The organism is Flavobacterium reichenbachii, assembly GCF_002217435.1.
Lineage (GTDB): Bacteria > Bacteroidota > Bacteroidia > Flavobacteriales > Flavobacteriaceae > Flavobacterium > Flavobacterium reichenbachii.
Genome location: NZ_MUHF01000017.1, coordinates 76,000 through 101,573 on the forward strand (window position 1 = coordinate 76,000; position 25,574 = coordinate 101,573).

Below are 25,574 nucleotides of genomic sequence, written 5' to 3' on the forward strand. Positions count from 1 at the left end.
TTTTTTATTTCAAATGTACGTCTACATCAACATTCATTCCTGGGCGTAATAATTTTACTTTCTCAGGATCATTTGATTGATCTAAACTAATTTTTACTGGTAATCTCTGAATTGTTTTTACGAAGTTTCCTGTAGCATTATCAGGAGGTAAAAGAGAAAAACGTGATCCGGTAGCAGGAGAAAAAGAAGTCAAAGTTCCTTTAAATTCATAATTAGGATAAGCATCTACTTTTAAGCTTACTTTTTGTCCCACAATCATTTTGTTTAATTGTGTTTCTTTAAAGTTTGCTACAACCCAAGCTTCAGTATTATTAATAATATAAAATAAAGATTGTCCCGGCTGAACCAATTGCCCTGGCTGAATATCAACTTTAGATACTTGTCCATCAATTGCTGCAGTTACCACAGTATAAGTAAGATTTAATTTAGCAACATCAAGCATAGTTTTTGCTTTTTTGATGTTTGCAGAAGCTACTTCTGTTTGTTTGTCAGAAACTTTAGATTTAGATTCAATTACCGATTTTTGGTAAGAACTTGCTCTTTGTTGCTGCTCTAAAACACGAACTTGGTTTTCTGCTTCATCTTTTGCAGTTTGTGCCTGCTCAAATTGCTGTTTTGTAATGGTGTGAGTTTTATACAAATTGTCATAACGATTAAAGTCGTTTGTCAATTGTCTTAGTCTGATTTTTGCACTTTCGATAGAACCACCGGCAGATTTTACATTAGCATCAGAAACTGAGATGCTTGCATATGCACTTCCGATATCTGCTTTTGCAGCTTCGTATTGTCCTTCAGCACCTAACAATGCAGCATTTGCTTCATCAATTTTTAACTGGTAATCTCTTTTGTCGATTGTAAATAAAGTATCTCCTTTTTTTACAAAATCATTATCTTTTACATAAACCTTACTAATATATCCAGAAACTCTTGGGATAATCGGATTCATTTTTTTCTCGATTTGAGCATCATCCGTTTCTTCGTGAGCTTGTGAGTGCAGGTATTTTGTTATTCCGTATGTTCCGCCCACTAAAATCAAAACGGTTAGTATAATGATGAATTTTTTATTTGTTTTTTTCTTTTCCATGAGAGCTAAAGATTATATTTTAGAAAGATTGAATGATTGTGATAATTGTCCTGATACTGAAAGTAATTCGTAATATTTTTGAATAATGGCTGCTTTAGACAAAGCGGTATTTATTTTGGCATTAAGATGTTCTACATCTGCTTCAACTAAATCATTTGTATCAGACAAACCATTGTCAAATTTGTCTTTTACAAGTCTGTAGTTTTCTGCAGCCTGTTGTAATGCTTCGTCGTAAACCACACTTTGATTGATTGCAAGATCATAATCCTCGATAGATTTCTGAACTTCAACCTTAATGCGATCTGTCATGATAGCTTCTGTATTTTTAACTTCCAAAGCTCTGCTTTCTGCCTCACGCACATGAGCATTGTTTTTTATAATACCAGATAAATCATAAGACAACCCTACTCCAAAATTCATTGCATACTTAACTGTAATAAAATCTTTTAGGTCCAACGCTGTGTAGCCACCCAACAGAGCAAGCGAAGGATAATATCCTGCTTTTGCCACTCTAATATTTGCCTCACTGGCTTTTTGCTGGAAACGAATTGCTTCTAAGTCTTTTCTGCTTTCCAGTGCCAAAGCATCAGATGTTGGTGCATTGGTAGTTTTTAAACTAAAGAAATTACCTTCATTAACTTCAATTTTTACACTCGGATCAAGTTTTAATAAAGTTACGAGATAAAAATTAATGTTGTTAATATTATTATTGGCTTCATCAATAGATAATTGCGTTTTAGAAACCAACAACTGCGCTTTCAATAAATCATTTCTCGGAATAATTCCGTTTTTCTCTAATTCCGTAAAATCCGTTACACGCTGTTTTGCTTGTTTCTGATTTTCGTTTAAAAGATCTAATGTTTTTTGAGCTTTATACAAAGCAGTGTAATAAGTAATTACACGAAGTGCAACATCTTCTTTAGTTTTTGCTGCATTTGCTGTTTCAGCTTCGTAAAGATTGTCATAAGCATCAATACTGCTTTGAATTTTAAATCCGGAGAAAATAGGAAGGCTTAAATTTGCCATACCAAACATAGCGCGATCCGGAGAAGCTGTTGGTTCTGCGTTTGCCTCGTCATTATGCATGTCGATTGAAGCTTTCCCTAAGCGTTGGTATTGACCTTGAATTTTAAGATCCGGATATTGGTTATTTTTAACCGTTTGAAGTTCGTATTTCTTTGAGTTTACCTTAGTATTGGCAAGCGTAACTTCGTTACTCTTTTCCCAAGCCATTTTTACGGCTTCATCTAAGGTTAAACTTGTTTTTTCTTGTGCTTCTATTGAAGAGATTCCGATAAAGAAAACTCCAAAGAGCATTAATTGACTAATTTTCATAAACAAGTAGCGCTTTTATAGTTTGTTGAATGTGCTTTGTGAGACTGTTTTTAATATAATCGTTGTACAACGATTCGGTATTTAAATTTAATATTTCCTGAAAAAAGGGTTTATTCATGTGAAAGTGAAAATAAGTTCCCATAATCGTAGGCGTGATCAACGGGATTATTACATCTTTTCTAAAAATGCCTTTAGATTGGCCGTCCTTAATAATAGTTTCCAGAGATTTCAGATTTCCTTTTTTTAGTTCTGTAAAAACTGCCTGGCTGTCTTCTCTTTTTTTAGAAGAAAGTTCGAAGTGTAAAACTCTGAAAATTCCTCTGTTACAATTAATTCGGTTAATATAAATTTCGACCAATTTATTTACTTTATCAAGAGGTTCCAGATTTTCGTGCTGTAAACTTTCGATTTGGAATTTTAAATCAGCAGTTTTATAAATAATTAAAGATTCAAGAAGTTTTTCTTTAGAACCAAAATAGTACGAAACCATGGCAATATTAATTTTCGCCTCTTTTGAGATGTCTCGTATAGATGTTCCTTCAAATCCTTTGTCAGAAAAAAGTTTTTCTGCAACTTCCAGAATTTTAATTTTTTTATCGTTTAATTCGATCTGTGACATGGTATTATTTTGAAATCGAATACAAAATTAAACACTTGTTTAATTTAAACACTTGTTTAATTTTATTTTAACGTAATATTAACATAAAACGGTGTAGTTGATTTTGAGAAATAAAAAAAGCTGAAACACTTAGTATTTCAGCTTTGCTATTTTGTTTTGTCATCGCATATGTTTATCGGATCTCTCCAATAATTTCTTTGATTATCAGTTTAAGTTTAGATAGATCTACTCAATCTTTCTCCTTATTTTAACCTCTTTGAAAATTCCCACATTAGAAAAATTCCTGATATCAGTTTTATTCTGAGGAGTTAAATCATATCTAATATTTGAAATAATCTCATTTTTTGGTGATAATTTTAAATCTTCAATTGATATGTTAGAAATAAGATTTTGACTTTTGGTTCTGATGTAAATATTTGTTTTTTTAAATTTTAAAACATCTAAATGTTCTGGTTCCAGACTTTCTACATCATTTAAATTATAAAAGAAGAGACTGTCTTTAGATTCTTTAAAAGTTTCAAATTGATATCTTTTATAACCTTGATTTCTACTTACAAAACCTTCGTTTTGAAAAATTTTAGTTTTGATTTTAATTCCCTGTTCTTTATTATCTTTAATTTCTAGAGGCATAAAGATTTTGTTTGAAGCTTTTTTGTCGTCAAGTTTTTCACAAATAACGCCGGAAATATTTCGTTTCGTTGGAATGTTTTCAAAATATTGAAAAGGTAATGGTTTGACATTATCGATATCAAACACATCTGTTGAATCTAGAATAGCATAACCAAAAATATGAGAATCTCGACCTCCCCAAGCATCATATTTATAGATGACTTTTGAAGAATTTTCTATCTTTTGGATATATAACTCAGATAAATGCCAACTCCTGTCACAGCTTATGAAAATTAAGACAATAAAAGAATATAATAAAGATTTAAAAAGTTTCATCTTTTAATTATCGAATTTCTCCAACAAATTCCTCAATTTTTTCACTGCCGTTTTCACTCAAATGTTTAATAAAAGCACTTCCGATAATAGCGCCTTTAGCAAATTTTGTTGCCTGAGTAAAAGTTTCTTTATTCGAAATTCCGAAACCAATAATCTGTGGATTTTTCAAATTCATATTGGAGATTCTCTCAAAATAATCTTCTTGAACATTTCCAAAACCAGACTGAGAACCCGTAACACTTGCCGAGCTTACCATATAGATAAATCCGTTTGAAACACTGTCGATAAAACGGATACGTTCGTCTGATGTCTGTGGCGTAATCAGAAATACATTTATTAATCCGTATTTTTCGAAAATCGCTTTGTATTCGTCTGCATAAACATCCACGGGAAGATCCGGAATAATTAAACCATCGATGCCAATTTCGGCACATTTTGCACAAAAAGCTTCAACACCGTATTGCAGCATCGGATTAAAATATCCCATAATAATCAACGGAATTTTTACGCTTTCGCGAATGTTCTGCAGCTGATCAAAAAGAATTTGAGTCGTCATTCCGTTTTGAAGCGCTGTTGTAGAACTTGCCTGAATGGTCGGACCATCGGCCAAAGGATCGCTGAAGGGAAGCCCGATTTCAATTAAATCAACACCGTTTTTTTCTAAATCCTGAATAATCTGAACGGTATCATTTAAACTTGGATATCCTGCAGAAAAATAGATTGAAAGTATCTTTTTATCTTCTTGTAATTTTTGAGTTATTCTGTTCATTTTAATATCTTTTTATCCTAAAAGGTTTTTAAAACCTGTTAGGTATGTTATTTTTAGTAATCTATTTACACCTGCAAGGTTTTATCCGGAAGCTTCCGGAGTTGCGTAATGTTAATCGATAATAATCTGGCTTGTCCAATTATTATTTTGATTTTCGACCAATAATAATCCCGAATCAGAATCGTTCATTTGGTCTATTAATTCGCCTTTATTATTCCAAAAAGCACTTTTTCCTCCAGAAGGATAACCCCAGGATTCGCCGCTAAAATTAGACATCAAAACATTCATTTGATGTTTCTCAGCATAACTTTGCAAATCTCTATACGCATTCGGAATTCCGTTTGGAGAAAAGAATATACTTGCGATGTAAATATCAGTTTCTCTTTTGGCTGCATTTTCCGGATGAAGCGGATTATCAATATCGGCACAAATGGCAAACGATATTTTTTGATTTTCAATTTTAACCATCGGATTATAATCAAAAGAAGATTGAAAGAATTCATCTTCGCCTTGATGTAAAAACTGTTTGGTGTAAACTGAAATGGATTGGTCTGGATAAAGTATAAATTCGCCAATAAACAATTCTGATTCTGTCTGAATTGGAGCGCCTGCCGCAATAATAATATTATATTCGACTGCCAATTGTCTTAAACCATTTATTCTTGAATCGTCTTTTGTAAAAGCTAAATCTGCTGCATTTTCTCTTTCATACCCCGTAATTGATAGTTCAGGAAAAGCAATTAACTGCGCGCCGTTATTTGCGGCCAATTTTATAAGACGATAATGGTCTAATAAATTAGCTTCGATATTTCCTCGGGTTGGTTTTGTTTGTGCTGCAGCGAGAATCATTTTTTTATTTAGAATTAATTTTCCATATAAATCCAAGCCTCTATTCCAGACTTTAGTACAACACGAACTCTTTTATACGAATTGGATTCGAATACATCTACTTTTGCCAAATCTGTATTTGAAATAGTAAAAACAACACCATGTATAGTGTCCGAAAGATCATCGCTGGGAACTACTACTACGTAATCTGCCATTCCAAATTCTTCTTCTATCTGCAGGCTTTTTAGTTTGTGGCCAAGAAGCTGATCTTGTTTTCCTGTTAAGATTTTATTGAAAAGTCGCATTTGAACTTCTTTTGATCGTAATGTTCCGTATGAAAATAACTGTTCCATAAATTATTATTTTTCTCGTTATTGCTGCGTTAGGGATGGGAGCGGTATCTCGCGATTTAGAAAAACAAGGCTTTTTAGCCGTAGTTTTTGTTAATCGGGAATATAGCAGACAGCCCGACCCTTGGGGAACGCCCAAATTATACTTTTATTATAATTTAAAATACTCAATATAATTATCTAAATCTTTATCGCCGCGTCCAGAAAGGCTGATGACAACAATATCTGTAGGCTTGAACTTTTTTTGATCTAACACTGCAAAAGCGTGAGCACTTTCTATTGCGGGTATAATTCCTTCTAATTTTGTCAATTGTAATCCTGCGTTCATGGCATCATCATCGGTTACAGAAAAAAATTCGCCTCGCCCTGTTTGTGCCAAATGCGCGTGCATCGGGCCAACTCCAGGATAATCTAATCCGGCAGAAATAGAGTAAGGTTCTGTAATTTGTCCGTCTGGTGTTTGCATTAAAAGGGTTTTGCAGCCGTGAATCACGCCCACTTTTCCTAATTTGCTCGTTGCTGCACTATGACCGCTGTCGACACCTTTTCCTGCAGCTTCAACAGCGATAATTCCAACTTCCGGCTCGTGCAAAAAGTGATAATACGTTCCTGCTGCGTTGCTTCCTCCGCCGATGCAAGCTACTACATAATCAGGATTTTCGCGTCCTTCTTTTTCTTTTAACTGCCATTTTATTTCTTCGGAAATTATGCTTTGAAAACGCGTTACCATATCCGGATAAGGATGTGGTCCAATAGCAGAGCCAATAATATAATGAGTATCTACCGGATTGTTGATCCAGTCCCGAATGGCTTCGTTTGTAGCATCTTTTAAAGTTCTTGAACCAGAAAGCGCCGGACGAACTTCTGCACCAAGCATCTTCATACGAGCTACGTTTGGGGCCTGGCGTGCAATGTCAATTTCGCCCATATAGACGATACATTCTATGCCCATTAAGGCACAAACTGTAGCTGTTGCCACACCGTGCTGTCCCGCGCCCGTTTCGGCAATAATTCTTTTTTTACCCAAACGTTTGGCAACTAAAATCTGGCCAATAGTATTGTTTACTTTATGTGCTCCGGTATGATTTAAGTCTTCTCGTTTTAAATAAACTTTTGTATTGTATTTTTCTGATAATCGGCTGGCAAAATAAAGCGGACTTGGTCTGCCAACGTAATCTTTTAGTAATTGGTTAAACTCTGCTTTAAAATCTGGTTCAGCTATGATTTTTAAATATTGCTGACGTAATTCTTCTACATTCGGATACAGCATTTCTGGGATATAAGCTCCTCCAAATTCTCCGTAATATCCTTTTTCGTCTACGTTAAAATTCATTTTTTGAAATTTAAAAGTTTGCAATTTCAAATTTTCGTTTGAAATTAGTTAATAGGTTTTTGTTTTTAAGCCCAGGTTCGATTTCAAATTTACTATTTATATCGACAGCATAAATAGGTAAATTGCTTTTTGAAATTTCTTCTAGTGCTTTTAATTCATTTATTCCGATGCCGCCACTTAAAAAGAAGGGTTTATCCGAATTGTATTTTTTTAATATTTTCCAGTCAAAAGTGGTTCCGTTACCGCCGGGTAATTTTCCTTTGGTATCAAAAAGGAAATAATCGCAAACTGATTCAAAAGGCTTTATAACATTAAAATCAAAATCTTCGTCAGCAGAAAATACTTTTATGATTTCGATTTTCTTTGGCAGTTGTTTTTTTAATTCTGATAAAAATTCTACAGATTCATTTCCATGAAGCTGAACGGCTTGCAAATCGTATGTTTTTACTTTTTCAACAATTTCTTCCAGACTCTGATTGACAAAAACACCTGTTTTTTTAATTGTTCCTATAAGTTCCGGAATGGTTCCGTTAAAATATCGAGCGGATTTTTCCCAGAAAATAAATCCCATATAATCGGGCAGGAGTGCACCTACTTCGAGTATGTTTTCCGGATGTTTCATGCCGCATATTTTGAGTTTCATTGTTATTGTGTTTTTTTACCGCAAAGGCGCTAAGTTTTTTATTTTGATTGTGCTTAAAAACGCAAAGTCCGCAAAGTTTTGTGTTTATTTTTTTGCCACTAATTTCGCGAATTTTCACTAATTCAATTCGTGCCAATTTGTGAAATTCGTGGCAAACTTTAAATTACAGCTGACTAATAAAGTCAATAGCTGCTTGTCCGGCGTTGTCGGTTTTCATGAAGTTTTCTCCGATTAAAAAACCTTTGTAACCGTAAGGTTTTAGTTCTTGAATAGCTTCAATTGATGAAATACCGCTTTCGGATACTTTTACAAAATCGTCCGGAATCTGCGATGCCAGTTGTTTGCTGAAATCCAGACTTACTTCAAACGTTTTTAGGTTTCTGTTGTTCACGCCAATCATATCTAAACTCGGCATAATCGATTTCTCTAATTCTTCCTGATTGTGGACTTCCAGTAAAACTTCTAGACCTAATTTTTTAGCAAATTCAGATAATGATTTAATTTCTTCACGAGTTAAAACTGCTGCAATTAGCAAAATCAAATCGGCTCCGTGTGCTTTGGCTTCTAATATTTGGTATTCATCAACTATGAATTCTTTTCGTAAAAGCGGAATATTTACACTCGCTCTTGCTAAAAGTAAATCATCTAAAGAACCTCCAAAATACTTTCCGTCTGTTAAAACTGAAATTCCGCAGGCACCAGCATTTTCATACCCTTTTACTACTTCTTCAACTGTAAAATTGTGATTGATAACCGATTTTGATGGAGAACGACGTTTGTGTTCTGCAATTATTCCTGTTGAGCTTGTTCGGAGTTTTTGACTTAAAGAAATCGTTTCTCTTCCAAAAAACACTGAACTTTCCAATTGCGTAACCGGAATGATCGATTTTTTGAGAACGACTTCCCTTTGTTTGTCAAATATTATTTTATCTAAGATGTTCATGTTTTTGTTTGTTTCAGGTTTCAGGTTTCAAGTTTCAGGTTACGTTCCAACAATTTGAAACCTGAAACAAAGAAAACGTGAAACTATTTTTTACTTACTTAAATCTTTCAATTTATTCAATGATTCTAATCCCTTTCCAGACAACAAACTCTCTTTTGCCAATTCAAATCCTTCTAATGGAGAGCATTTTGTAACCGTTGCAATTGCCATTGCAGCATTGGCTAAAACGACATTGTTCTGTGCTTCTGTTCCTTTTCCGGAAAGAATATTGATGAAGATTTCTGCCGATTCTTCGATGGTTTTTCCACCTTCAATTTCGGTTTGAGATAAGAGGCGAACTCCAAAATCTTCCGGATTTAACATTCCTTCCATGTGTGACGTTATCGTTTTGGTTGGACCGGTTAAAGAGATTTCGTCATATCCGTCAAGCGAATGTAAAATGGTAAAATTGATATTGGTGTTTTGATATAAATAGGCATACATTCTGGCCAATTCTAAATTAAAAACACCAACCAATTGGTTTTGTGGAAACGATGGATTTACCATTGGTCCCAGCATATTGAAGAATGTTTTTACTGCTAATTCTTTTCTGATTGGGCCGACATTTTTCATTGCCGGATGAAATAGGGGAGCGTGCAAAATGCAAATTCCAGCATGATCGATGCATTTTTCTAAAAATGAAGCATCATTGCTGAATTTAATTCCCATTTTCTCCATAACATTACTCGACCCAGAAATAGATGAAACACCATAATTTCCGTGTTTTGCAACTTTTATTCCGGCTCCAGCCGAAACAAAAGAAGCTAAGGTTGAGATATTGAAAGTATCTTTTCCGTCACCGCCCGTTCCACACAAATCGATAGTGTTGTAAGCTGATAAATCAACGCGAATACATAATTCTAGTAAAGCTTCGCGAAAGCCGGAAAGTTCGTCAATTGTAATGCTTCGCATCATAAATACGGTCAAAAATGCCGAAATCTGACTAGGATTGTATTGACCGCTTGAAATATTAATCAATACGTTTTTGGCTTCTTCTTTTGAAAGCACTTCGTGATTGATTAGTTTGTTTAATATTGTTTTCATTTTTTTATTTTTAGTTTTTTTGTTTCACGTTTCAGGTTTCAGGTTTTGTGCAAACTTGAAACTTAGAACTTGAAACCTGAAACTTTTTTAGTGTTCATTCCCTTGATAAATCCACATAGGTTCTGTTTTCCCGGCGCGTTCAAATCCGTTTTTTTTATAAAAGTCGACTGATTTTCCGTCTGCGGTTAGCATTTGCATATGAAAGTGACTGTATTTCTCCTGCATTTTATCGACAATTAACTTCCCAATTCCTTTTCCCTGATAATCTGGAAGCACTAATAAATGTGGATAATAAACAGTTAAGAATCCATCAGAAATTGCATTTCCGAGCCCAACTAACTTTTTCCCCTCCCAGGCAGTTATTAAGGTTTCGGAGTTTAAAAGGCCATTATACAATTCATTTGGCTTATTAGCCGAACTCCATTCATTTGCTTTGTATAAAGTTAGAATGTCTTCAATATTGATTTTTCTGGTTTCTGAAAGTGTAATTTCCATTGATATTGTTTTTTTGTTTCAAGTTTCAAGTTTCAGGTTCCAACAACTTGAAACCTGAAACTTGAAACAAAAAGTAACTAACTTCTAATCCAATTCTCTAAAATCCTTTTTCCTTTTGGAGTCAAAACACTTTCCGGATGAAATTGTACGCCTCTTACATCAAATGTTTTGTGTCTTAGTGACATAATTTGCCCATTTTCATCTACTGAAGTCGCTTCTAAAACATCTGGTAAATTGCTGTCCACAACCCAAGAATGATATCTTCCCACTTCAAATTCATTTCCTAAACCTTCAAACAGCATTTCGTCCGAAACCACTGTTTTTACGTTTGTAGCAACGCCGTGATATACTTTGTCAAGGTTTGAAAGCGTCCCGCCGAAAACTTCACCAATCGCTTGTTGTCCCAAACAAACGCCAAGAATACTTTTTGTCGGACTGTATTTTTCGATTACGGCCTTTAGTAAACCTGCCTCATCTGGAACTCCAGGTCCTGGCGAAAGTAATATTTTATCAAAAGAAGCGATTTCATCAATTTCGAATTCGTCATTTCTGTAAACGGTAACTTCACAGTTTAAATCTTCTAAATAGTGCACCAAATTATAAGTGAAACTATCGTAATTGTCTATAACTAATATTTTTTTCATTTTTTATTTTTGTTTCAGGTTTCAAGTTTTTTTGGTTTCACGTTCCAACAACTTGAAACCTAAAACTTGAAATTAAAATTTTAACTATATTTTTTCCGCCATTTCCAAGGCCGTATTCAACGCTCTTAATTTATTGTAAACTTCCTGCATTTCGCTCTCTTCGTCAGAACTTGCTACGATTCCGGCGCCGGCTTGGCAGTGCAGCTGATGATTTTTAGAAAGGAAAGTTCGAATCATAATGGCATGGTTAAAGTTTCCATCAAAATCCATAACGCCAATTGCTCCGCCGTAAAAATTACGATTTGTTTTTTCGTAGTCTTCAATTAACTGCATCGCTCTGTGTTTTGGTGCGCCGCTTAGAGTTCCCGCCGGAAAAGTATCTGCAACAACCTGCATCGTAGTCGCTTTATCGTGTAAATGTCCTGTAACTTTTGAGACTAAGTGAATAACGTGAGAGAAAAACTGAACTTCTCTGTATTTCTCTACATTTACGTTGTGACCGTTTCTGCTTAAATCATTTCTGGCCAAATCGACCAGCATTACGTGTTCGCTGTTTTCTTTTTTATCCTCAGAAAGTTCTTTGGCTAACAGCGCGTCACGTTCGTCATTTCCAGTTCTTTTAAAAGTTCCTGCAATTGGGTGAATTTCAGCTTTTCTGTTTTTTACGATAATTTGTGCTTCAGGCGAAGATCCAAATATTTTAAAGTCGCCATAATCAAAAAAGAATAAGTAAGGCGAAGGATTAATGCTTCGTAAAGCTCGATAAACATTGAACTCGTCACCTTTGAAACCTTGCGTAAAACGGCGCGATAAAACCAATTGAAAAACGTCTCCTCTAAAACAGTGTTTTTTTGCTAATGCCACATTGTGTTTAAACTCCTCATCGGTTAGATTTGAGAAACCTTCGCCTTCTTTGGTAAATTTATACAAGGCAATATTTCTGGATTGTAATAATTGCTCGATTTCAGAAATATTGTTTCTTCCGTCAACACTGTGGCAAAAAATATACGCTTCGTTTTTAAAGTGATTGATTGCAATAATGTTTTGATAAACTGCATAAAAGACATCCGGAATCGAAGTTGTATCGTCTTTTTTGGCAATCGAAACTTTCTCAAAATAACGAACGGCATCATAAGAAATGTATCCAAATAAGCCATTATTGATGAATTTGAAATCGTTTTTCTCCGATTTAAACTGACTTGAAAATTCCTGAATCACTTCTGGAATATTGGTCGAAGAATCGATTTTTGTTTGTTCCGTTGTTCCGTCTGGGAAAGTCTTAGAAATAACTTCATTTTCGATTTTTATTGTTGCAATCGGATTGCAGCAAACGTACGAGAAACTGTTGTCATTTCCGTGATAATCACTACTTTCTAATAATAAACTATTAGGGAATTTATCTCTTATTTTAAAATAAATACTTACCGGCGTAATTGTGTCTGCCAGAATTTGTTTGTAGTGTGTGTTGAGTATAAAAGGTTTCAATGTATATAGATTTTAATTTTTATATATTTTTTGTGTTTCGCTTTGAACCAAAAAAAAAGGCTTGTCGTGATGACAAGCCTTTTTATATTTATAGTTTTTTTACAATACCATAGGAAGCTTTGTTCACGACGTCTGACGTAAATTGCTCCACCACCAAGTATTGTTTAAAATTGTGTTCATTTCTTTTTTTATTGTGACAAAGATATAAATGTAAATTGAATTAGAATACATAAAATCTCAAAAAAAAATTTTCAAAATATATAATTTTGTTAAATTGTAGAAAGAAAAATACTTTTTTTAATGCCTAATTTCCAATTGCAATTGTATTGTTTACATTTAGTCTAAAGTCTGGATTCCCTTTGATATTAGGCGTTGTAAACAATTCAACGTTTTTCATTTTAGTGTATTGGATACCAAAATCCGAATTGCTGTACCATTTTTTAAAGCTTGGATCATTGCTTGCAGATTCACTTGTTATTTCGCCCACACAATTGTTAACAATCATATTTTTGAAAGTAATTTTTGATAAATTAGCTTCTGCATTTGTGATGTTACCTTCTAATAAAACAAAAGGTGTAAATCCTGAAACAACGCTGTTACTTAAATTAAAGAATGTATTTTCTTTTACATAAACAGATTCTCTAACTAAACCTTGATTGTTTTCTTCCAGATTAACAAGGGTAATATTGCTTGCATTTATTTTGGTCATTTTTTTGCTCATATCAGTATTTGCAATCTTTTCATAAGAGTCTACTTCAAAACATCTTGATCCCGAAACATCAGACGAAAAAGGATGGCGAATCGCAATACTGTTGCTCAAGTTGATCTGAGCACCTTGTGTAAAATCGAAATCATCATCTGTAGTTCTGTACGAAATTAAATTGCTCATGTTCAAATCTCCGCCATAACACTCAAAAGAATCATCATTAGAGAAACTGATCTGAATATTATTTACAGTTGTTTTTCTTCCCACGCCAGCCAAAGAAAGTCCGTTAAGCTCTTTCTGAGCGCTTAGTTTTCTGCCCGCATATTCAATTCGAATATATTTTAATATTCCAGAATTATCTTCTGCATCTTGTCCTCCATAATGATTTAATAAAGGTTCCAAATCAAAAGGCAGCGTATTCAGACCTCCAAGAGTATTTATAGGAGCTTTTCCTAAAATAATAATACCGCCCCAGTCGCCAGGTTTTCTTTCTGTTTTTTCTTTATTAGAAGTAAAAACAATTGGATCAGTTTCTATTCCTTCGGCTACAATTTTTGCTCCATTAGTAATAACGAGCGTACCGCAGGTTTTGTCGTCTCCGCGAATTACAGTTCCCGGCTCTATAGTCAAAGTTGCATTGTTTGTAACGTATACTACACCAACCAATTGGTACGTATTGCGTTTAAGTAGTTTGGTATCCTTTTCGATTGTTCCGGCAATTATATTGGTTGCTTCGTTATATTCGTTCGCTGCAGGCTTAAAATTGGTCCAGTTGTTCATCCAGTTATTAGTTCCAATAATTCCTTTTGATTGTTGCTGTGCCTGAAGAAAAAAAGTGCTGATAAGAGTAATAATGACAAGTTTTGCTTTTGTTTTCATAACTATAATTTGATTTCTAGTTTTTGACATTTTTTATTTACCTCAAAATTAAAAGCCATATGTTAATCAAACCCCTGATCGATATTACCAAAGTGTTATGTAAATATTAAGAACGTTATTTTTTTGAAAACTTCGCAAAAAAGAAACCCCAATAGTGTAAACTATTGGGGTTTCTTGAATATATGAACTCGTAAGTCGCTAATATTAGAATTTTAAAGCTACAGCTAATTCAAATTCGTCGTTGATAGTTTTATCTCCTAAACCTTCGAAGAAATTACCTGAACCGTATTTGATATCATATTTAGTTCTGTCAACTTTGAATGCAGTAGTTGCAGTGTTTCCAGCTACAGCGATATCAAAAGTTACTGGTTTAGTGATTCCTTTGATAGTTAAATCAGCAGTTACAGTATAAACGTCAGTTGATTTAGCACCAATAGTTTTGAAAACTAATTTTGCAGTTGGGAATTTGTCAGTTCCGAAGAAATCGTCAGCTTTTAAGTGACCGTTTAATTTTCCTTGGTATTCTCCAGTTAAATCTGTTGCAGTTAATGAAGTCATATCAACTGTAAAGCTTCCTCCAGTTAATTTTTTTCCTTTGAAAACTACCGCTCCGTCTTTGAAGTTTACAGTTCCAGAGTGCTCTCCAGTTACTTTTTTACCTACCCATTTAATAGTAGATGCTTTTACGTCGATTTTTTTAGTTTGAGCATTTACTGAAATACTAGCCGCTGCTACGAATAATGCTATTGCAATTGTTTTTAAATTTTTCATGTTGTTAAAATTGATTTTGGATTAATAATAATTATAGAGTGATAAATAATTCTTCGTGAGATTTTCTAACTTTTTTGTGGTGCTGAGCGTCGTCCTCATCATGTCTGTAACCCACCGCTGCGATAACAACCGCGTTTAGACCTAACTTATCGAAACCTAAAATTTCGTTGAAAGCTGCTGCATTAAAACCTTCCATTGGTGTAGCGTCGATTTTTAATTCGGCAGCTGCTCCTAATAAGTTTCCTAAAGCGATGTAAGTTTGTTTTGCAGTCCAGATGTTTTTTGCATCGCTGGATAAATTACCCACTACATTTTTCATCATATCGCTGAAACCTCCCAGAGCTTCTGCAGGAACGTTTCTGGTTTCGCTGATGTTGTTGATGTATTGATCAACAGAAGATGCGTCAAGAGTAACATCGCTTGCAAAAATAAACAGGTGAGAAGCATCTGTAATTTGAGTCTGCCCGTAAGCAGCGCCTTTTAATTGTTCTCTTAATTCAGGATTTTCTACAATAACCACTTTATATGGCTGTAATCCGTATGAAGAAGCGCTTAATCTAACGGCTTCTTTTAAAGTTTTTAAATCAGCATCAGAGATTTTTTTTGCTGCATCATATTTTTTTGCTGCATATCTCCAATTTTGACCTTCTAAAAATGTGCTCATAATATTAATTTTGTTGGGTTCGGTATTTTTCTAACAATTTGTTTAATAATTCTAACTCTTCTGGAGTTATATTTTCTGCAAATAAACGCTCATGTGCATCTACTTTTGGATCTAATTCGTTTAAGACATCTAATCCTTTTTGCGTAATTAGAACTTCTATTTTTCGACGATTGTCAGGACAGACATTTCTGGTAACGAATTCTTTCAGTAATAATTTATCAACTAATCGCGTTGTGTTACTTGTTTTTGCTAACATACGTTCTTGTATCACACACATATTAGCAGGATTTCCTTTTTGTCCTCTTAATATGCGCAGCACATTATATTGTTCTCCAGATAAATCATACGGCTTCATCAATTCGCTAAAATTATCCTGAATTACATTTTGTGTGTACATAATGTTTAGAATAACTTTTTTCGCATTATCCATCTTAACTGTACTCTTAATAACCTCTTCAATTGTCATAGTCGTAAGTGTATAATTTGTATATACAAATGTATATCTTTTAATAGTTGTATATACAAGTGTTTTGTTAAATTTTTGTTAATACGTGTGGATAGGAATTAGCAAGAATAAAATTAAAATTTTTAATGCTATAAAAATAATCAATTTTTAGGTTATAATGTATTGATATTTTGTTGTTTAACCTTTTGTTTAAATTGAAAAAGATTAAGGTCGCTGACTGCCTTTAAAAATAAATTTTGTAAGATGATTAAAAATAAGATTTTGATATTTACTTAAATTTTATGGTTTATTGATATTCAGAAAGCAGAAAACCTTTAGAAATTTCTCTAAAATTTATAATTTCCTGCGCTACCCATGCATCATTATGACCCAATTCTCTGGCAATTATTCTGGCTGTTTTCTCCGAAACCTCAATTGCAGCTCTGGCGTCCAGAAATAATAAACGAACGCGTCTTGCCAGAATATCATCCACTGTTCGTGCCATTTCGAAGCGAATAGCCCAAACAACTTCTGCTAATGTAAATTCGTGATCAGGATGTAGTTTTTCTTTTAATTCTGGTTCGTTTTCCTGCAGCTGGGTGATTTTTGAAATATCAGAACCATATATATATAAATGGTTTTCTCTGTCAAGATTTGTAGTGGTTTTATTTCCATAAATGGGAAGATGTTCTGTACGACACGCTTTGTGTGGCAATTTGCCTGTTTTGATCGCTTTGTCAATAATATCTTCTGCTATCTTTCGGTACGTAGTCCATTTTCCCCCGGTGATCGTTATTAGTCCTGTTTCTGAAACTATAATTTTATGACTTCTGGAAACTTCTTTAGTGCTTTTACCTTCTTCTTTTGGTGCTGCTAACGGACGTAAACCTGCAAAAACCGACAATACATCTGCTCTTGTTGGTTTTTTTGACAGGAAAAGTTGTGCCGTTTCTAACACAAATTGAATTTCGCTTTCTAAAGCAATTGGTTCTAGACTTTGTTTTTTTATTAAAGTATCGGTTGTTCCTACTACAATACGATTATGCCACGGCACAGCAAATAAAACCCTCCCGTCTTTTGTTTTCGGAATCATCAGGGCATTTTCGCCAACAAGGAAAGATTTGTCAAAAACCAAATGAATTCCCTGACTCGGCACTATATATTTTTTATAAACGTTGTCGTTTAGTTTCATTATAGCGTTTGTAAAAACACCTGTAGCATTTATAATCGCCGCACCTTTTATGTTATATTTATTTCCAGTTTCCTGATCTTGTATCTCAACGCCGGTAATTTGGTTTTTATCATCTTTTATTAAATTAACCACTTTTGCGTAGTTTAAAAGACAGGCTCCATTTTCTATAGCGGTCTGCGCAATATTAATCGCCAGACGAGAATCGTCAAATTGTCCATCTTGATAGATAACGCCGTTGACTAAGCCGTTTTGTTCTACATTAGGAAGCATTTCAATAGTTTTTTTCTTTGAAATATATTTGGAACTCCCTAAACTGAGTCGACCAGACAATAAATCGTAAATCTTTAATCCGAAAGTATAAAAATAACCGCTCCACCAATTGTAGTTTGGAATGACGAATGATTGGTTTTTGACTAAATGTCCTGCATTTTTTGCTAATAATCCTCTTTCCTTTAATGCTTCTCGAACCAAATGAATATTTCCCTGTTCTAAATAACGTACGCCGCCATGAACTAATTTTGTACTTCTGCTCGAAGTTCCTTTTGCAAAATCTACTGCTTCAAGCAATATGGTTTTATAACCTCGACTTGCAGCATCGAGTGCCGTTCCCAGACCGCTTGCTCCTCCGCCAATTATTATAACGTCCCATTTTTCGGTATTTTGTAGTTGAGATAGCTGTTCAGAACGTTTCATATGGTATTTTGAGGCTTATTTGTTTAAAAGCAAACTTAACAAAAGGAAATTAGATTTAGGTGAAGAAGTTTCTTTTGAGGTATTATTTTGTTTAAACTTTCAAAGTTTATAAACGTACCTATTATTTTTCTTTTAAATATTTTTCAATCGAATTAATCAATACTTTTCGCTCCTCACTTGTGGCATCATTATCCATGTCACTATGCTTTATTAATGTATATTGAACTGTTATTCCATATTTTTCCTGTTCCTTTTGGTTGGGCAGTACGCCTTCATCTGCATTATAATTAATAGAACGCAAACTATATATTTTAGGTTTATGAACTCTCGGAAGCGGCATTCTTCTGTTGTCCATTGTTATAATCTTGTTTACCAAATCAGGATATTTGGTTGCAAATAAGGCAGTCATGTCACCGCCATTTGAATGGCCAATTAATGCTAAATGTTTGAAATCTAAGTCAGGATTTGTTTTTTTGAATTCATTCAAGACAAATAAAATGTTTTCAACACCTCTTTCCCAATTTGGCATTCTTGTAACCTTAAGATCGCCCTCCATAGCAAGCAGATCATCAGTTGGTAATTCATGCTGAATACTTATAACATAATATCCTTTTGAAGCTAAATTTTCGGTTAAGTAAGAATAGATTTTATTATCCCCGCCTTTATTTTCCCCATATCCATGGCTGAAAATTATTATTTGCTGGTTTTTTATTTTCTGATCTGTTTTTGCATAATATAAAGCAGCCGGGATTTTACGATTTCTCGATTTGTCAAACAATTCTACACTATCAATCTTCACGTCGAAAGTAGTATTGGATACTTGTGTGTTAGTTTTCTGAAGTCCAGAACAGCTTATTAAAAGGAATAGAAATAAAATTTGAGAAACTATTTTGTTCATTTTTTGATGATTTGTTTTATGAAATAAATCATATAAATCTAAGGAGATACATTAGACTTTGAGCTTAATTTTTTAAATTTTAAAATAAATCTTTAACAAAGATTCTAAAGATTTGATAAAGAAATATTTAAGTTTCAGTTGGGTAAGATAATTGGTTTTGAGAGAATGTAAATTTTTATTACCAGGGCGTGCCACCATCCCGATAAGAGGGCAAAAATACTTTGCGCTTATACGCCCTCTTATCGTGATGCTGTCGGGCTTTCACTGCTACTTCGGTAGCTTAGTTCTATCCCTCACGCGAACACAGTATACCAGAAACCCGACAGATTTTTAAAACCTGTCGGGTTTGATATGATTTGTATTTTGCTAAAGTCTCGTATTAAGTTTGTCGAGCAACTTGAACCTGAAACCTGAAACAAAAAAACTTGAAACAAAAAATCTTGAAACAAATATTAATGAGGAAGTTTATCCTTAATTAATCCATAAAACCACGTTCCGGCAATGGCACTTAATAAAGTTACAACAATTACGGTTGCGCCTGTACCAATTTGCGCAAAAAGCGGACCAGGACAAGCTCCGGTAATTGCCCATCCAAAACCAAACATTAAGCCCCCATAGATTTGTCCTTTGCTGAACGTTTTAGGCTGGATTTCTATTTTCTCGCCTTGCAGGGTTTTGATATTGAATTTTTTTATCAGAAATACGGAGATTACACCAACTGCAACGGCACTTCCGATTACGCCATACATAAAAAACGACTGGAGATTGAACATTTCCTGAATGCGGAACCAGCTGATGATTTCTGCTTTTACGAATACGATTCCGAAAAATAGGCCTACGATTAAATATTTAAGGTTTGAGAATCCTGAATCTTTTATCTGGCTCGCATTAATTCTTTCTGTATCGGTATTTTTATTTTCTAAATTATTCATTTTTGAAATTTTAAAGTGAAAGAATATAAGGCAAAATTAAAAGTGCCATAACAAAACCGCCAATCATAAAGCAAATTGTTGCTACTAATGATGGCCATTGCAGATTTGATAATCCCATAATCGCGTGTCCGCTGGTGCATCCGCCCGCATAACGCGTTCCGAAACCTACTAAAAACCCGCCGACTACAATCATAATAAAGCCGCGAAGTGTAAATAAACTTTCCCACGAAAATAGCTGTGAAGGTACTAAACCAGTGTGATCTGTAATTCCGTAACCCGCTAATTGCTCTGATAATTCGGGAGCAATTGTAACTGCATTTGGATTTGATAAAAAGTATGCAGCGATTACACCGCCAAGAAATATTCCGAAAACAAAAAATAAATTCCAGCTTTCTTTTTTCCAATCGTATTTAAAAAACGGAATATTTGCCGGAATACACATTGCGCAAATATGTCGCAATGACGAACTGATTCCGAAAGATTTGTTTCCGATAATTAATAAAATTGGAACTGTTAATCCGATCAGCGGACCTGCAACATACCAAGGCCATGGTTCTTTAATAATTTCTAGTAAGCTCATATATGATTTAAAGATTAAGTTTTTTTTTCACCATATAAGTAATATAAGTTTATTTTAGTTTTTGTGATAAAATGCTAACTTCTAATCTTATATATTATAAATGATGAAAAACTTATATTTCTATGTTCAACTTCAATAGAAGTAAATATAAGTCAAAAATTAAATGAACTTATATTACTTATATGGTGAAAATTTATGCTTTTAAAACCTTGCTTTGACAAACAAAATCTGATTTTGGAATATTAGTTTTTGCAATTGCTCCAAAACCACCTTCAACTTCAGAAAAATTTCTGAAACCGCGAGCCTGCAAAATCGAAGCGGCAATCATACTGCGATAACCTCCTGCACAATGCAGATAAAAATGCTCATTTGGGTTAATATCTTTTACCCAGTCATTAATATACGCCAATGGTTTGCTGTAAGCATTATCAATATGTTCTGCTTCGTATTCTGTTTCTTTGCGAATATCTACAACTTTATCTTCGCCAAATTTAAAATCATTTGCAAATTGGTCTGCTGTAATTCTATTTACAGTATCCGTTTCAAAACCTGCTTTTTGCCAAGCTTCAAAGCCGCCTTCCAGGTGTCCGATAATAGAATCGAAACCAACACGGCTTAAGCGGGTTACAGTTTCTTCTTCAAGACCATTTTCCGTAACTAATATAATAGGTTGTTTTACATTGGCAATCAAAGTTCCAACCCACGGCGCAAAATCACCGTTTATTCCGATATTAATTGATTGCGGAATAAATCCTTTGCTAAAATCGGCAGCACTTCTTGTGTCAAGAATCAAAGCGTCGGTTTCTTCTGCAGCGGCTTCAAATTCTGCTGCTTTTATTGTTTTCATTCCGTTATGCAAAACCGTTTCAAAACTTTCATAACCTTGTTTGTTCATGGCTACGTTCATGCTAAAGTAGGCTGGAGGAGGCAGTAGACCATCTGTAACTTCTTCTATAAATTCAGCTTCTGTCATATTAGCACGTAAAGCGTAATTTGTAGCTTTCTGATTTCCGATAGTCGAAACTGTTTCTTTGCTCATGTTTTTTCCGCATGCGCTTCCTGCACCGTGCGCAGGATAAACAACTACATCATCTGCCAGAGTCATAATCTTATCTCTAAGTGAATGATATAAAATTCCAGCCAATTGATCTTGTGTCATTCCGGCTGCTTTTTGAGCTAAATCAGGACGTCCGACATCGCCAATAAATAAAGTATCTCCAGAGAAAATGGCGTGATCTTTTCCGTTTTCATCAATCAATAAAAAAGTAGTACTTTCCATAGTATGTCCAGGAGTGTGCAGTACTTTTATTGTGATATTTCCAATTTTAAATTCCTGTCCGTCTTTTGCAGAAATACAGTCAAATTCGCAGGCAGCATTGGGTCCGTAAACAATTGGCGCTCCGGTTTCTTTGCTTAAATCTACGTGCCCAGAAACGAAATCAGCGTGGAAATGCGTTTCAAAAATATATTTTAATTTAACAGTATCGCGTTCTAAACGATCAAGATAAGGCTGAATTTCTCTAAGCGGATCAATAATGGCCGCTTCGCCATTTGAAGTGATATAATATGCACCTTGCGCGAGACATCCGGTGTAAATTTGTTCTATTTTCATAATAGGTATTGTAAAATGATGGGTTACAAAGGTAGCTTTGTTTTTGATTAAAATGGGTGACTAATGTTACAGAAATTAGGTTTTTGTGTAAAAAAATATAGATTTTGCCATATATATAGATATAAATTAATTTAAAGTGGAGCAATTAAGCTTTAACTTCTAATTTTGTATATGACGAATGTCATTTCAAAACAAAATAAAAATGAACACACAAGACTTATTAAATCAAATTGCTTTTATAAAAGAGATTGATAAAGTAAAATACATTCAGCGAAAAACAAAGCTTTTTAACAGCGACAGAAATGAAAATGATGCAGAACACAGCTGGCATCTGGCTTTAATGGCAATTGTTTTGGCAGAACATTCAGATGCGCCAATTGATATTCTGAAAGTTGTAAAAATGGTTTTAATTCATGATATCGTAGAAATTGATTCTGGAGATGTTTTTATGTATGACACCTTAAAAAATCATTTGAATTCTGATGAAGAGCGAATAGCAGCGAATAGAATTTTTGGTCTACTGCCTCAAAAACAAGCTGAAGAATTTATTGCTGTTTGGGAAGAATTTGAAGCAGGAGAAACCAACGAAGCAAAATTTGCAAAATCGATGGACAGATTAGAACCGTTGCTTCAAAATACTTCTAACAACGGTGGAACCTGGAAAGAGTTTGATGTGAAGTATGAAAAGGTCTACGAGAAAAAAAGCGTTATAAAAAATGGTTCGGCAACTTTATGGAATTACGCTGAAGGTTTGATTAATGAAAGTATTGAAAAGGGGATTCTAAAAAAATAGATCAAACATAGCCCGCGATTTCAATCGTGGGACGTAATGTAAAATCCCGATCTGTTTTTCGATCCGTATCCCGCGTTTGAAACCGCGGGCTATGTTTAAATACACACGGCTATGTGTGGAAACTAGTTTCTTTTATCTTCTTTAATAAAGAAAAAAATCTATGTTTCTGTGTGTTTAAATTTCATACGTAAACTTTGTCAAAGTTTCAAACTTTGACAAAGTTGCTTGTGTTGAAAAGTTTAACAAATATCAGTCGATAAACTTTTTTTTAAGGACATGAATTCGGGTTGTAATGGTTAAATTTGTGGAACTTCATAAAACAAATACCACCTTATGGAAGAAATGCTCTTTTATGACCGAATGCAATTTGCCTTCACCATTACTTTTCATTATCTTTTTCCACAGCTTACAATGGGTCTCTCGCTCATTATTGTGTACTTCAAGTGGAAATACTTAAAAACTAACGACGAACAATACAATCACGCTACCCATTTCTGGATGAAAATTTTTGCCCTGAATTTTGCGATGGGCGTTGTAACCGGAATTCCGATGGAGTTTCAGTTTGGAACCAATTGGGCAAAATTCTCCGAATTAACAGGAGGAATTATTGGGCAGACGCTGGCAATGGAAGGTATGTTTTCTTTCTTTCTCGAATCTTCTTTTCTCGGAATATTTTTATTTGGAGAAAAACTCCTTGGTCACAAATTGCATTTTGTTACCGGATTATTAATCTGTATAGGTTCATGGGCCAGCGGTTTTTTAATTATTGCGACACATTCCTGGATGCAGAATCCGGTTGGGTATGAAATCCTTGAAAACGGAAAATTTGTGCTGACCAATTTTCAGGCTTTATTCCTTAATCCTTGGCTTTGGCCTTCGTTTTTACACAATCAGGCAGCTTCTCTGGTTACAAGTTCTTTTGTTGTTGCCGGAATTGGAGCTTTTTATATTTTAAGTCAGAAGAATGTTGCTTTTGGGAAATTGTTTCTAAAAACAGGAGTAATCTTTGGTTTAATTTCGAGTGTTATCGTTGCAGTTCCGACAGGCGATTTACTGGCTAAAAATGTTGTAAAATACCAGCCTGTAACATTTGCCGGAATGGAAGGAATTTTTCATACCGAGAAAAAAGGTTCTGAAATTGTCTTAATCGGGCAGCCCGATGTAAAAGACAAAAAACTAGATAATAAAATTGCGGTTCCAAATATTTTGAGTTTCCTGACTTACGGAAATTGGGACCAGGAAATTAAAGGTTTAGATCAGTTTGAAGAAGATCTGCATCCGACAAATATCTCCGGATTGTATTATGCCTATCATATTATGGTCGGACTCGGAACGGTATTTATAGGCTTAATGGTCCTGTCTCTTTTTCAGTTGATAAGAGGGAAATTATTCCAAACCAAATGGATTTTATGGTCGCTCATGTTTATGATGCCTTTTCCGTATATCGCCAATACAACGGGCTGGTACACGGCAGAACTGGGAAGACAGCCTTGGCTTGTTTACAATTTAATGCGAACTTCTGCAGGAGCTTCGCCAACAGTTTCTTCGGGAAATACCTTGTTTACTTTGCTGGGTTTTATTGGTTTATACCTTTTACTCGGAATGTTGTTTTTGCTTTTGATTGGGAAAATTATCAATAAAGGGCCTCATCATGTGGAACTTTCAACAGAAAAAATATAAATATGGAATTCTTTTGGTACGTAGTTTTAATGGGAATTTTGGCTGTTTATCTGGTTTTAGACGGTTACGATTTTGGAGCAGGAATTATTCATTTGTTTTTTGCCGATACAGAAAGAGATAAAAAAGTAATAACCAATTCAATTGGTCCGTTTTGGGATGCTAACGAAGTTTGGCTTATCGCAGCCGGAGGTGTTTTGTTTTTTGCTTTTCCAACCTTATACGCTTCCTCTTTTAGCGGTTTTTATCTGCCTTTGATTATGATTTTGTGGCTTTTAATTTTCCGCGCCATCGGATTAGAAATGCGCGGGCAGGTACATCATCCGATGTGGGAAAGTATTTGGGATAAAGCTTTCGGAATCGCGAGTTTGCTTTTGGCTTTATTTTTCGGAATTGCTTTAGGAAATATTGTTCGCGGTGTTAATCTCGGAATGGTACAAAACGGCGTTTCGACGCAAGAAGCACATTATTTCTTTCTGCCTTTATGGAATCCGACTTTTAGTCCGCAGGCAAATGAATTGGGAATTATAGATTGGTTTACGCTTTTTCTCGGGATTGTAAGTACAGTCGCTTTAACGATTCATGGTGCGAATTGGATTATTTATAAAACAAATTCAGCTTTGATTCCGAAACTTAAAAGTGTAATTTTTAAACTGAACATTGTTTTGCTGATTTTGGTTTTTATTTCGCTTGGAATCTGGCATTTTATAGAACCTGAACCGTTTCATAATTTCGTTGAAAATCCAATTTTATGGTTTTTTCCGATTTTGACTTTCGTTGGAATTTTAGGATTGTTCAAAGTTCGTTCGTTCAAAAAAGACGGTCACGGATTTCTATTTTCGACCTTGTTTTTAGTTGGAGGATTTGCTTCAACAGCTGTTTCAATTTTTCCTAATGTTCTGCCTTCAACCAATAAAGTAAATCCGTCCTTAACCATTTACAACACTGCTGCTGGAGAATACGGTCTGAATGCCGGACTGAGCTGGTTTTTTATCGCTTTATTTTTGGTGATTGTTTATTTTATTATTCAATACAGAGTTTTTAGCGGGAAAATGGATGATATTGGGTATGGAGAACATTGAGGTTTTATGCCGCGAATTGAACTAATTTTTATGAATTAATTATAGGAACAGCCGTTGGTTTCAACCAGCGGTTTTTTTAGTTTGGGCAAAGTCT

General features: G+C 34.5%; 26 protein-coding genes. 3 read left to right on the top strand and 23 right to left on the bottom strand.

Annotated elements, in window-relative coordinates:
• Positions 1–4: 4 nt before the first annotated feature.
• The 23 genes from B0A68_RS13950 to B0A68_RS14060 form a co-directional block, all read right to left on the bottom strand.
• Positions 5–1,084 carry an HlyD family secretion protein gene (locus tag B0A68_RS13950; RefSeq protein ID WP_035680266.1) on the bottom strand — a complete coding sequence of 360 codons (1,080 nt, stop codon included), beginning with the start codon at positions 1,082–1,084 and terminating at the stop codon, positions 5–7.
• Between the two features lie 12 nt (positions 1,085–1,096).
• A complete protein-coding gene (locus B0A68_RS13955) occupies positions 1,097–2,419 on the bottom strand; it encodes a TolC family protein (RefSeq protein ID WP_035680263.1) in 1,323 nt (440 codons plus the stop codon).
• Positions 2,409–3,038 (bottom strand): TetR family transcriptional regulator, encoded by a 630-nt coding sequence (locus tag B0A68_RS13960; RefSeq protein ID WP_035680259.1) that lies wholly within the window; start codon positions 3,036–3,038, stop codon positions 2,409–2,411. Before B0A68_RS13960 ends, B0A68_RS13955 begins: the two co-directional genes overlap by 11 nt.
• Positions 3,039–3,263: 225 nt before the next feature.
• Positions 3,264–3,983: a hypothetical protein gene (locus B0A68_RS13965; protein ID WP_035680256.1), complete on the bottom strand. Its 720-nt coding sequence runs from the start codon at positions 3,981–3,983 to the stop codon at positions 3,264–3,266.
• 7 nt (positions 3,984–3,990) lie between these two features.
• Positions 3,991–4,752, bottom strand: a complete 762-nt coding sequence (gene trpA, locus B0A68_RS13970) for a tryptophan synthase subunit alpha (RefSeq protein ID WP_035680252.1) — start codon at positions 4,750–4,752, stop codon at positions 3,991–3,993.
• A gap of 111 nt (positions 4,753–4,863) precedes the next feature.
• Positions 4,864–5,601, bottom strand: a complete 738-nt coding sequence (locus B0A68_RS13975; protein WP_035687631.1) for a carbon-nitrogen hydrolase family protein — start codon at positions 5,599–5,601, stop codon at positions 4,864–4,866.
• Between the two features lie 14 nt (positions 5,602–5,615).
• Entirely contained in the window at positions 5,616–5,933 is a 318-nt protein-coding gene (locus B0A68_RS13980) for a gamma-glutamylcyclotransferase family protein (RefSeq protein WP_035680249.1), read from the bottom strand.
• A gap of 148 nt (positions 5,934–6,081) precedes the next feature.
• Entirely contained in the window at positions 6,082–7,263 is a 1,182-nt protein-coding gene (gene trpB, locus B0A68_RS13985; protein WP_035687628.1) for a tryptophan synthase subunit beta, read from the bottom strand.
• A 10-nt stretch (positions 7,264–7,273) separates the two neighbouring features.
• Positions 7,274–7,906: a phosphoribosylanthranilate isomerase gene (locus B0A68_RS13990; protein ID WP_035680245.1), complete on the bottom strand. Its 633-nt coding sequence runs from the start codon at positions 7,904–7,906 to the stop codon at positions 7,274–7,276.
• Positions 7,907–8,069: 163 nt separating this feature from the next.
• Positions 8,070–8,849 (bottom strand): indole-3-glycerol phosphate synthase TrpC, encoded by a 780-nt coding sequence (gene trpC / locus B0A68_RS13995; protein ID WP_035680241.1) that lies wholly within the window; start codon positions 8,847–8,849, stop codon positions 8,070–8,072.
• Between the two features lie 90 nt (positions 8,850–8,939).
• A complete protein-coding gene (gene trpD / locus B0A68_RS14000; protein ID WP_035680240.1) occupies positions 8,940–9,932 on the bottom strand; it encodes an anthranilate phosphoribosyltransferase in 993 nt (330 codons plus the stop codon).
• Positions 9,933–10,019: 87 nt separating this feature from the next.
• A complete protein-coding gene (locus B0A68_RS14005) occupies positions 10,020–10,427 on the bottom strand; it encodes a GNAT family N-acetyltransferase (RefSeq protein WP_035680237.1) in 408 nt (135 codons plus the stop codon).
• A gap of 77 nt (positions 10,428–10,504) precedes the next feature.
• Complete coding sequence (locus tag B0A68_RS14010; protein WP_035680233.1) at positions 10,505–11,071, bottom strand: anthranilate synthase component II; 567 nt, start codon at positions 11,069–11,071, stop codon at positions 10,505–10,507.
• An 84-nt stretch (positions 11,072–11,155) separates the two neighbouring features.
• Complete coding sequence (locus B0A68_RS14015; protein ID WP_035680229.1) at positions 11,156–12,556, bottom strand: anthranilate synthase component I family protein; 1,401 nt, start codon at positions 12,554–12,556, stop codon at positions 11,156–11,158.
• Between the two features lie 304 nt (positions 12,557–12,860).
• Complete coding sequence (locus tag B0A68_RS14020) at positions 12,861–14,141, bottom strand: hypothetical protein (protein ID WP_035687626.1); 1,281 nt, start codon at positions 14,139–14,141, stop codon at positions 12,861–12,863.
• A 204-nt stretch (positions 14,142–14,345) separates the two neighbouring features.
• Positions 14,346–14,912: a YceI family protein gene (locus tag B0A68_RS14025; RefSeq protein ID WP_035680227.1), complete on the bottom strand. Its 567-nt coding sequence runs from the start codon at positions 14,910–14,912 to the stop codon at positions 14,346–14,348.
• A gap of 31 nt (positions 14,913–14,943) precedes the next feature.
• The gene (locus B0A68_RS14030; RefSeq protein WP_035680225.1) at positions 14,944–15,576 is read right to left on the bottom strand and encodes an NAD(P)H-dependent oxidoreductase; all 633 of its coding nucleotides are present in this window, start codon (positions 15,574–15,576) and stop codon (positions 14,944–14,946) included.
• A 4-nt stretch (positions 15,577–15,580) separates the two neighbouring features.
• The gene (locus B0A68_RS14035; RefSeq protein WP_035680222.1) at positions 15,581–16,042 is read right to left on the bottom strand and encodes a MarR family winged helix-turn-helix transcriptional regulator; all 462 of its coding nucleotides are present in this window, start codon (positions 16,040–16,042) and stop codon (positions 15,581–15,583) included.
• A 286-nt stretch (positions 16,043–16,328) separates the two neighbouring features.
• A complete protein-coding gene (locus B0A68_RS14040) occupies positions 16,329–17,906 on the bottom strand; it encodes a glycerol-3-phosphate dehydrogenase/oxidase (RefSeq protein WP_035680218.1) in 1,578 nt (525 codons plus the stop codon).
• A gap of 121 nt (positions 17,907–18,027) precedes the next feature.
• Positions 18,028–18,804, bottom strand: a complete 777-nt coding sequence (locus B0A68_RS14045; protein WP_035680215.1) for an alpha/beta hydrolase family protein — start codon at positions 18,802–18,804, stop codon at positions 18,028–18,030.
• A 452-nt stretch (positions 18,805–19,256) separates the two neighbouring features.
• The gene (locus tag B0A68_RS14050; RefSeq protein WP_035680213.1) at positions 19,257–19,736 is read right to left on the bottom strand and encodes a DUF6691 family protein; all 480 of its coding nucleotides are present in this window, start codon (positions 19,734–19,736) and stop codon (positions 19,257–19,259) included.
• Positions 19,737–19,746: 10 nt separating this feature from the next.
• On the bottom strand, positions 19,747–20,316 hold the full coding sequence (locus B0A68_RS14055; RefSeq protein ID WP_035680211.1) for a YeeE/YedE family protein: 570 nt from the start codon (positions 20,314–20,316) through the stop codon (positions 19,747–19,749).
• A gap of 193 nt (positions 20,317–20,509) precedes the next feature.
• Positions 20,510–21,928 carry an MBL fold metallo-hydrolase gene (locus B0A68_RS14060; RefSeq protein WP_035680202.1) on the bottom strand — a complete coding sequence of 473 codons (1,419 nt, stop codon included), beginning with the start codon at positions 21,926–21,928 and terminating at the stop codon, positions 20,510–20,512.
• Between the two features lie 202 nt (positions 21,929–22,130).
• Here B0A68_RS14060 and B0A68_RS14065 point away from each other — a divergent pair, with 202 nt between their 5' ends.
• From B0A68_RS14065 to cydB, 3 genes are all read left to right on the top strand, one after another.
• On the top strand, positions 22,131–22,721 hold the full coding sequence (locus B0A68_RS14065) for an HD domain-containing protein (protein WP_035680200.1): 591 nt from the start codon (positions 22,131–22,133) through the stop codon (positions 22,719–22,721).
• Positions 22,722–23,054: 333 nt separating this feature from the next.
• Positions 23,055–24,401 (top strand): cytochrome ubiquinol oxidase subunit I, encoded by a 1,347-nt coding sequence (locus tag B0A68_RS14070; protein WP_035680199.1) that lies wholly within the window; start codon positions 23,055–23,057, stop codon positions 24,399–24,401.
• Between the two features lie 2 nt (positions 24,402–24,403).
• Positions 24,404–25,480: a cytochrome d ubiquinol oxidase subunit II gene (cydB, locus tag B0A68_RS14075; RefSeq protein WP_035680198.1), complete on the top strand. Its 1,077-nt coding sequence runs from the start codon at positions 24,404–24,406 to the stop codon at positions 25,478–25,480.
• Positions 25,481–25,574 lie beyond the last annotated feature (94 nt).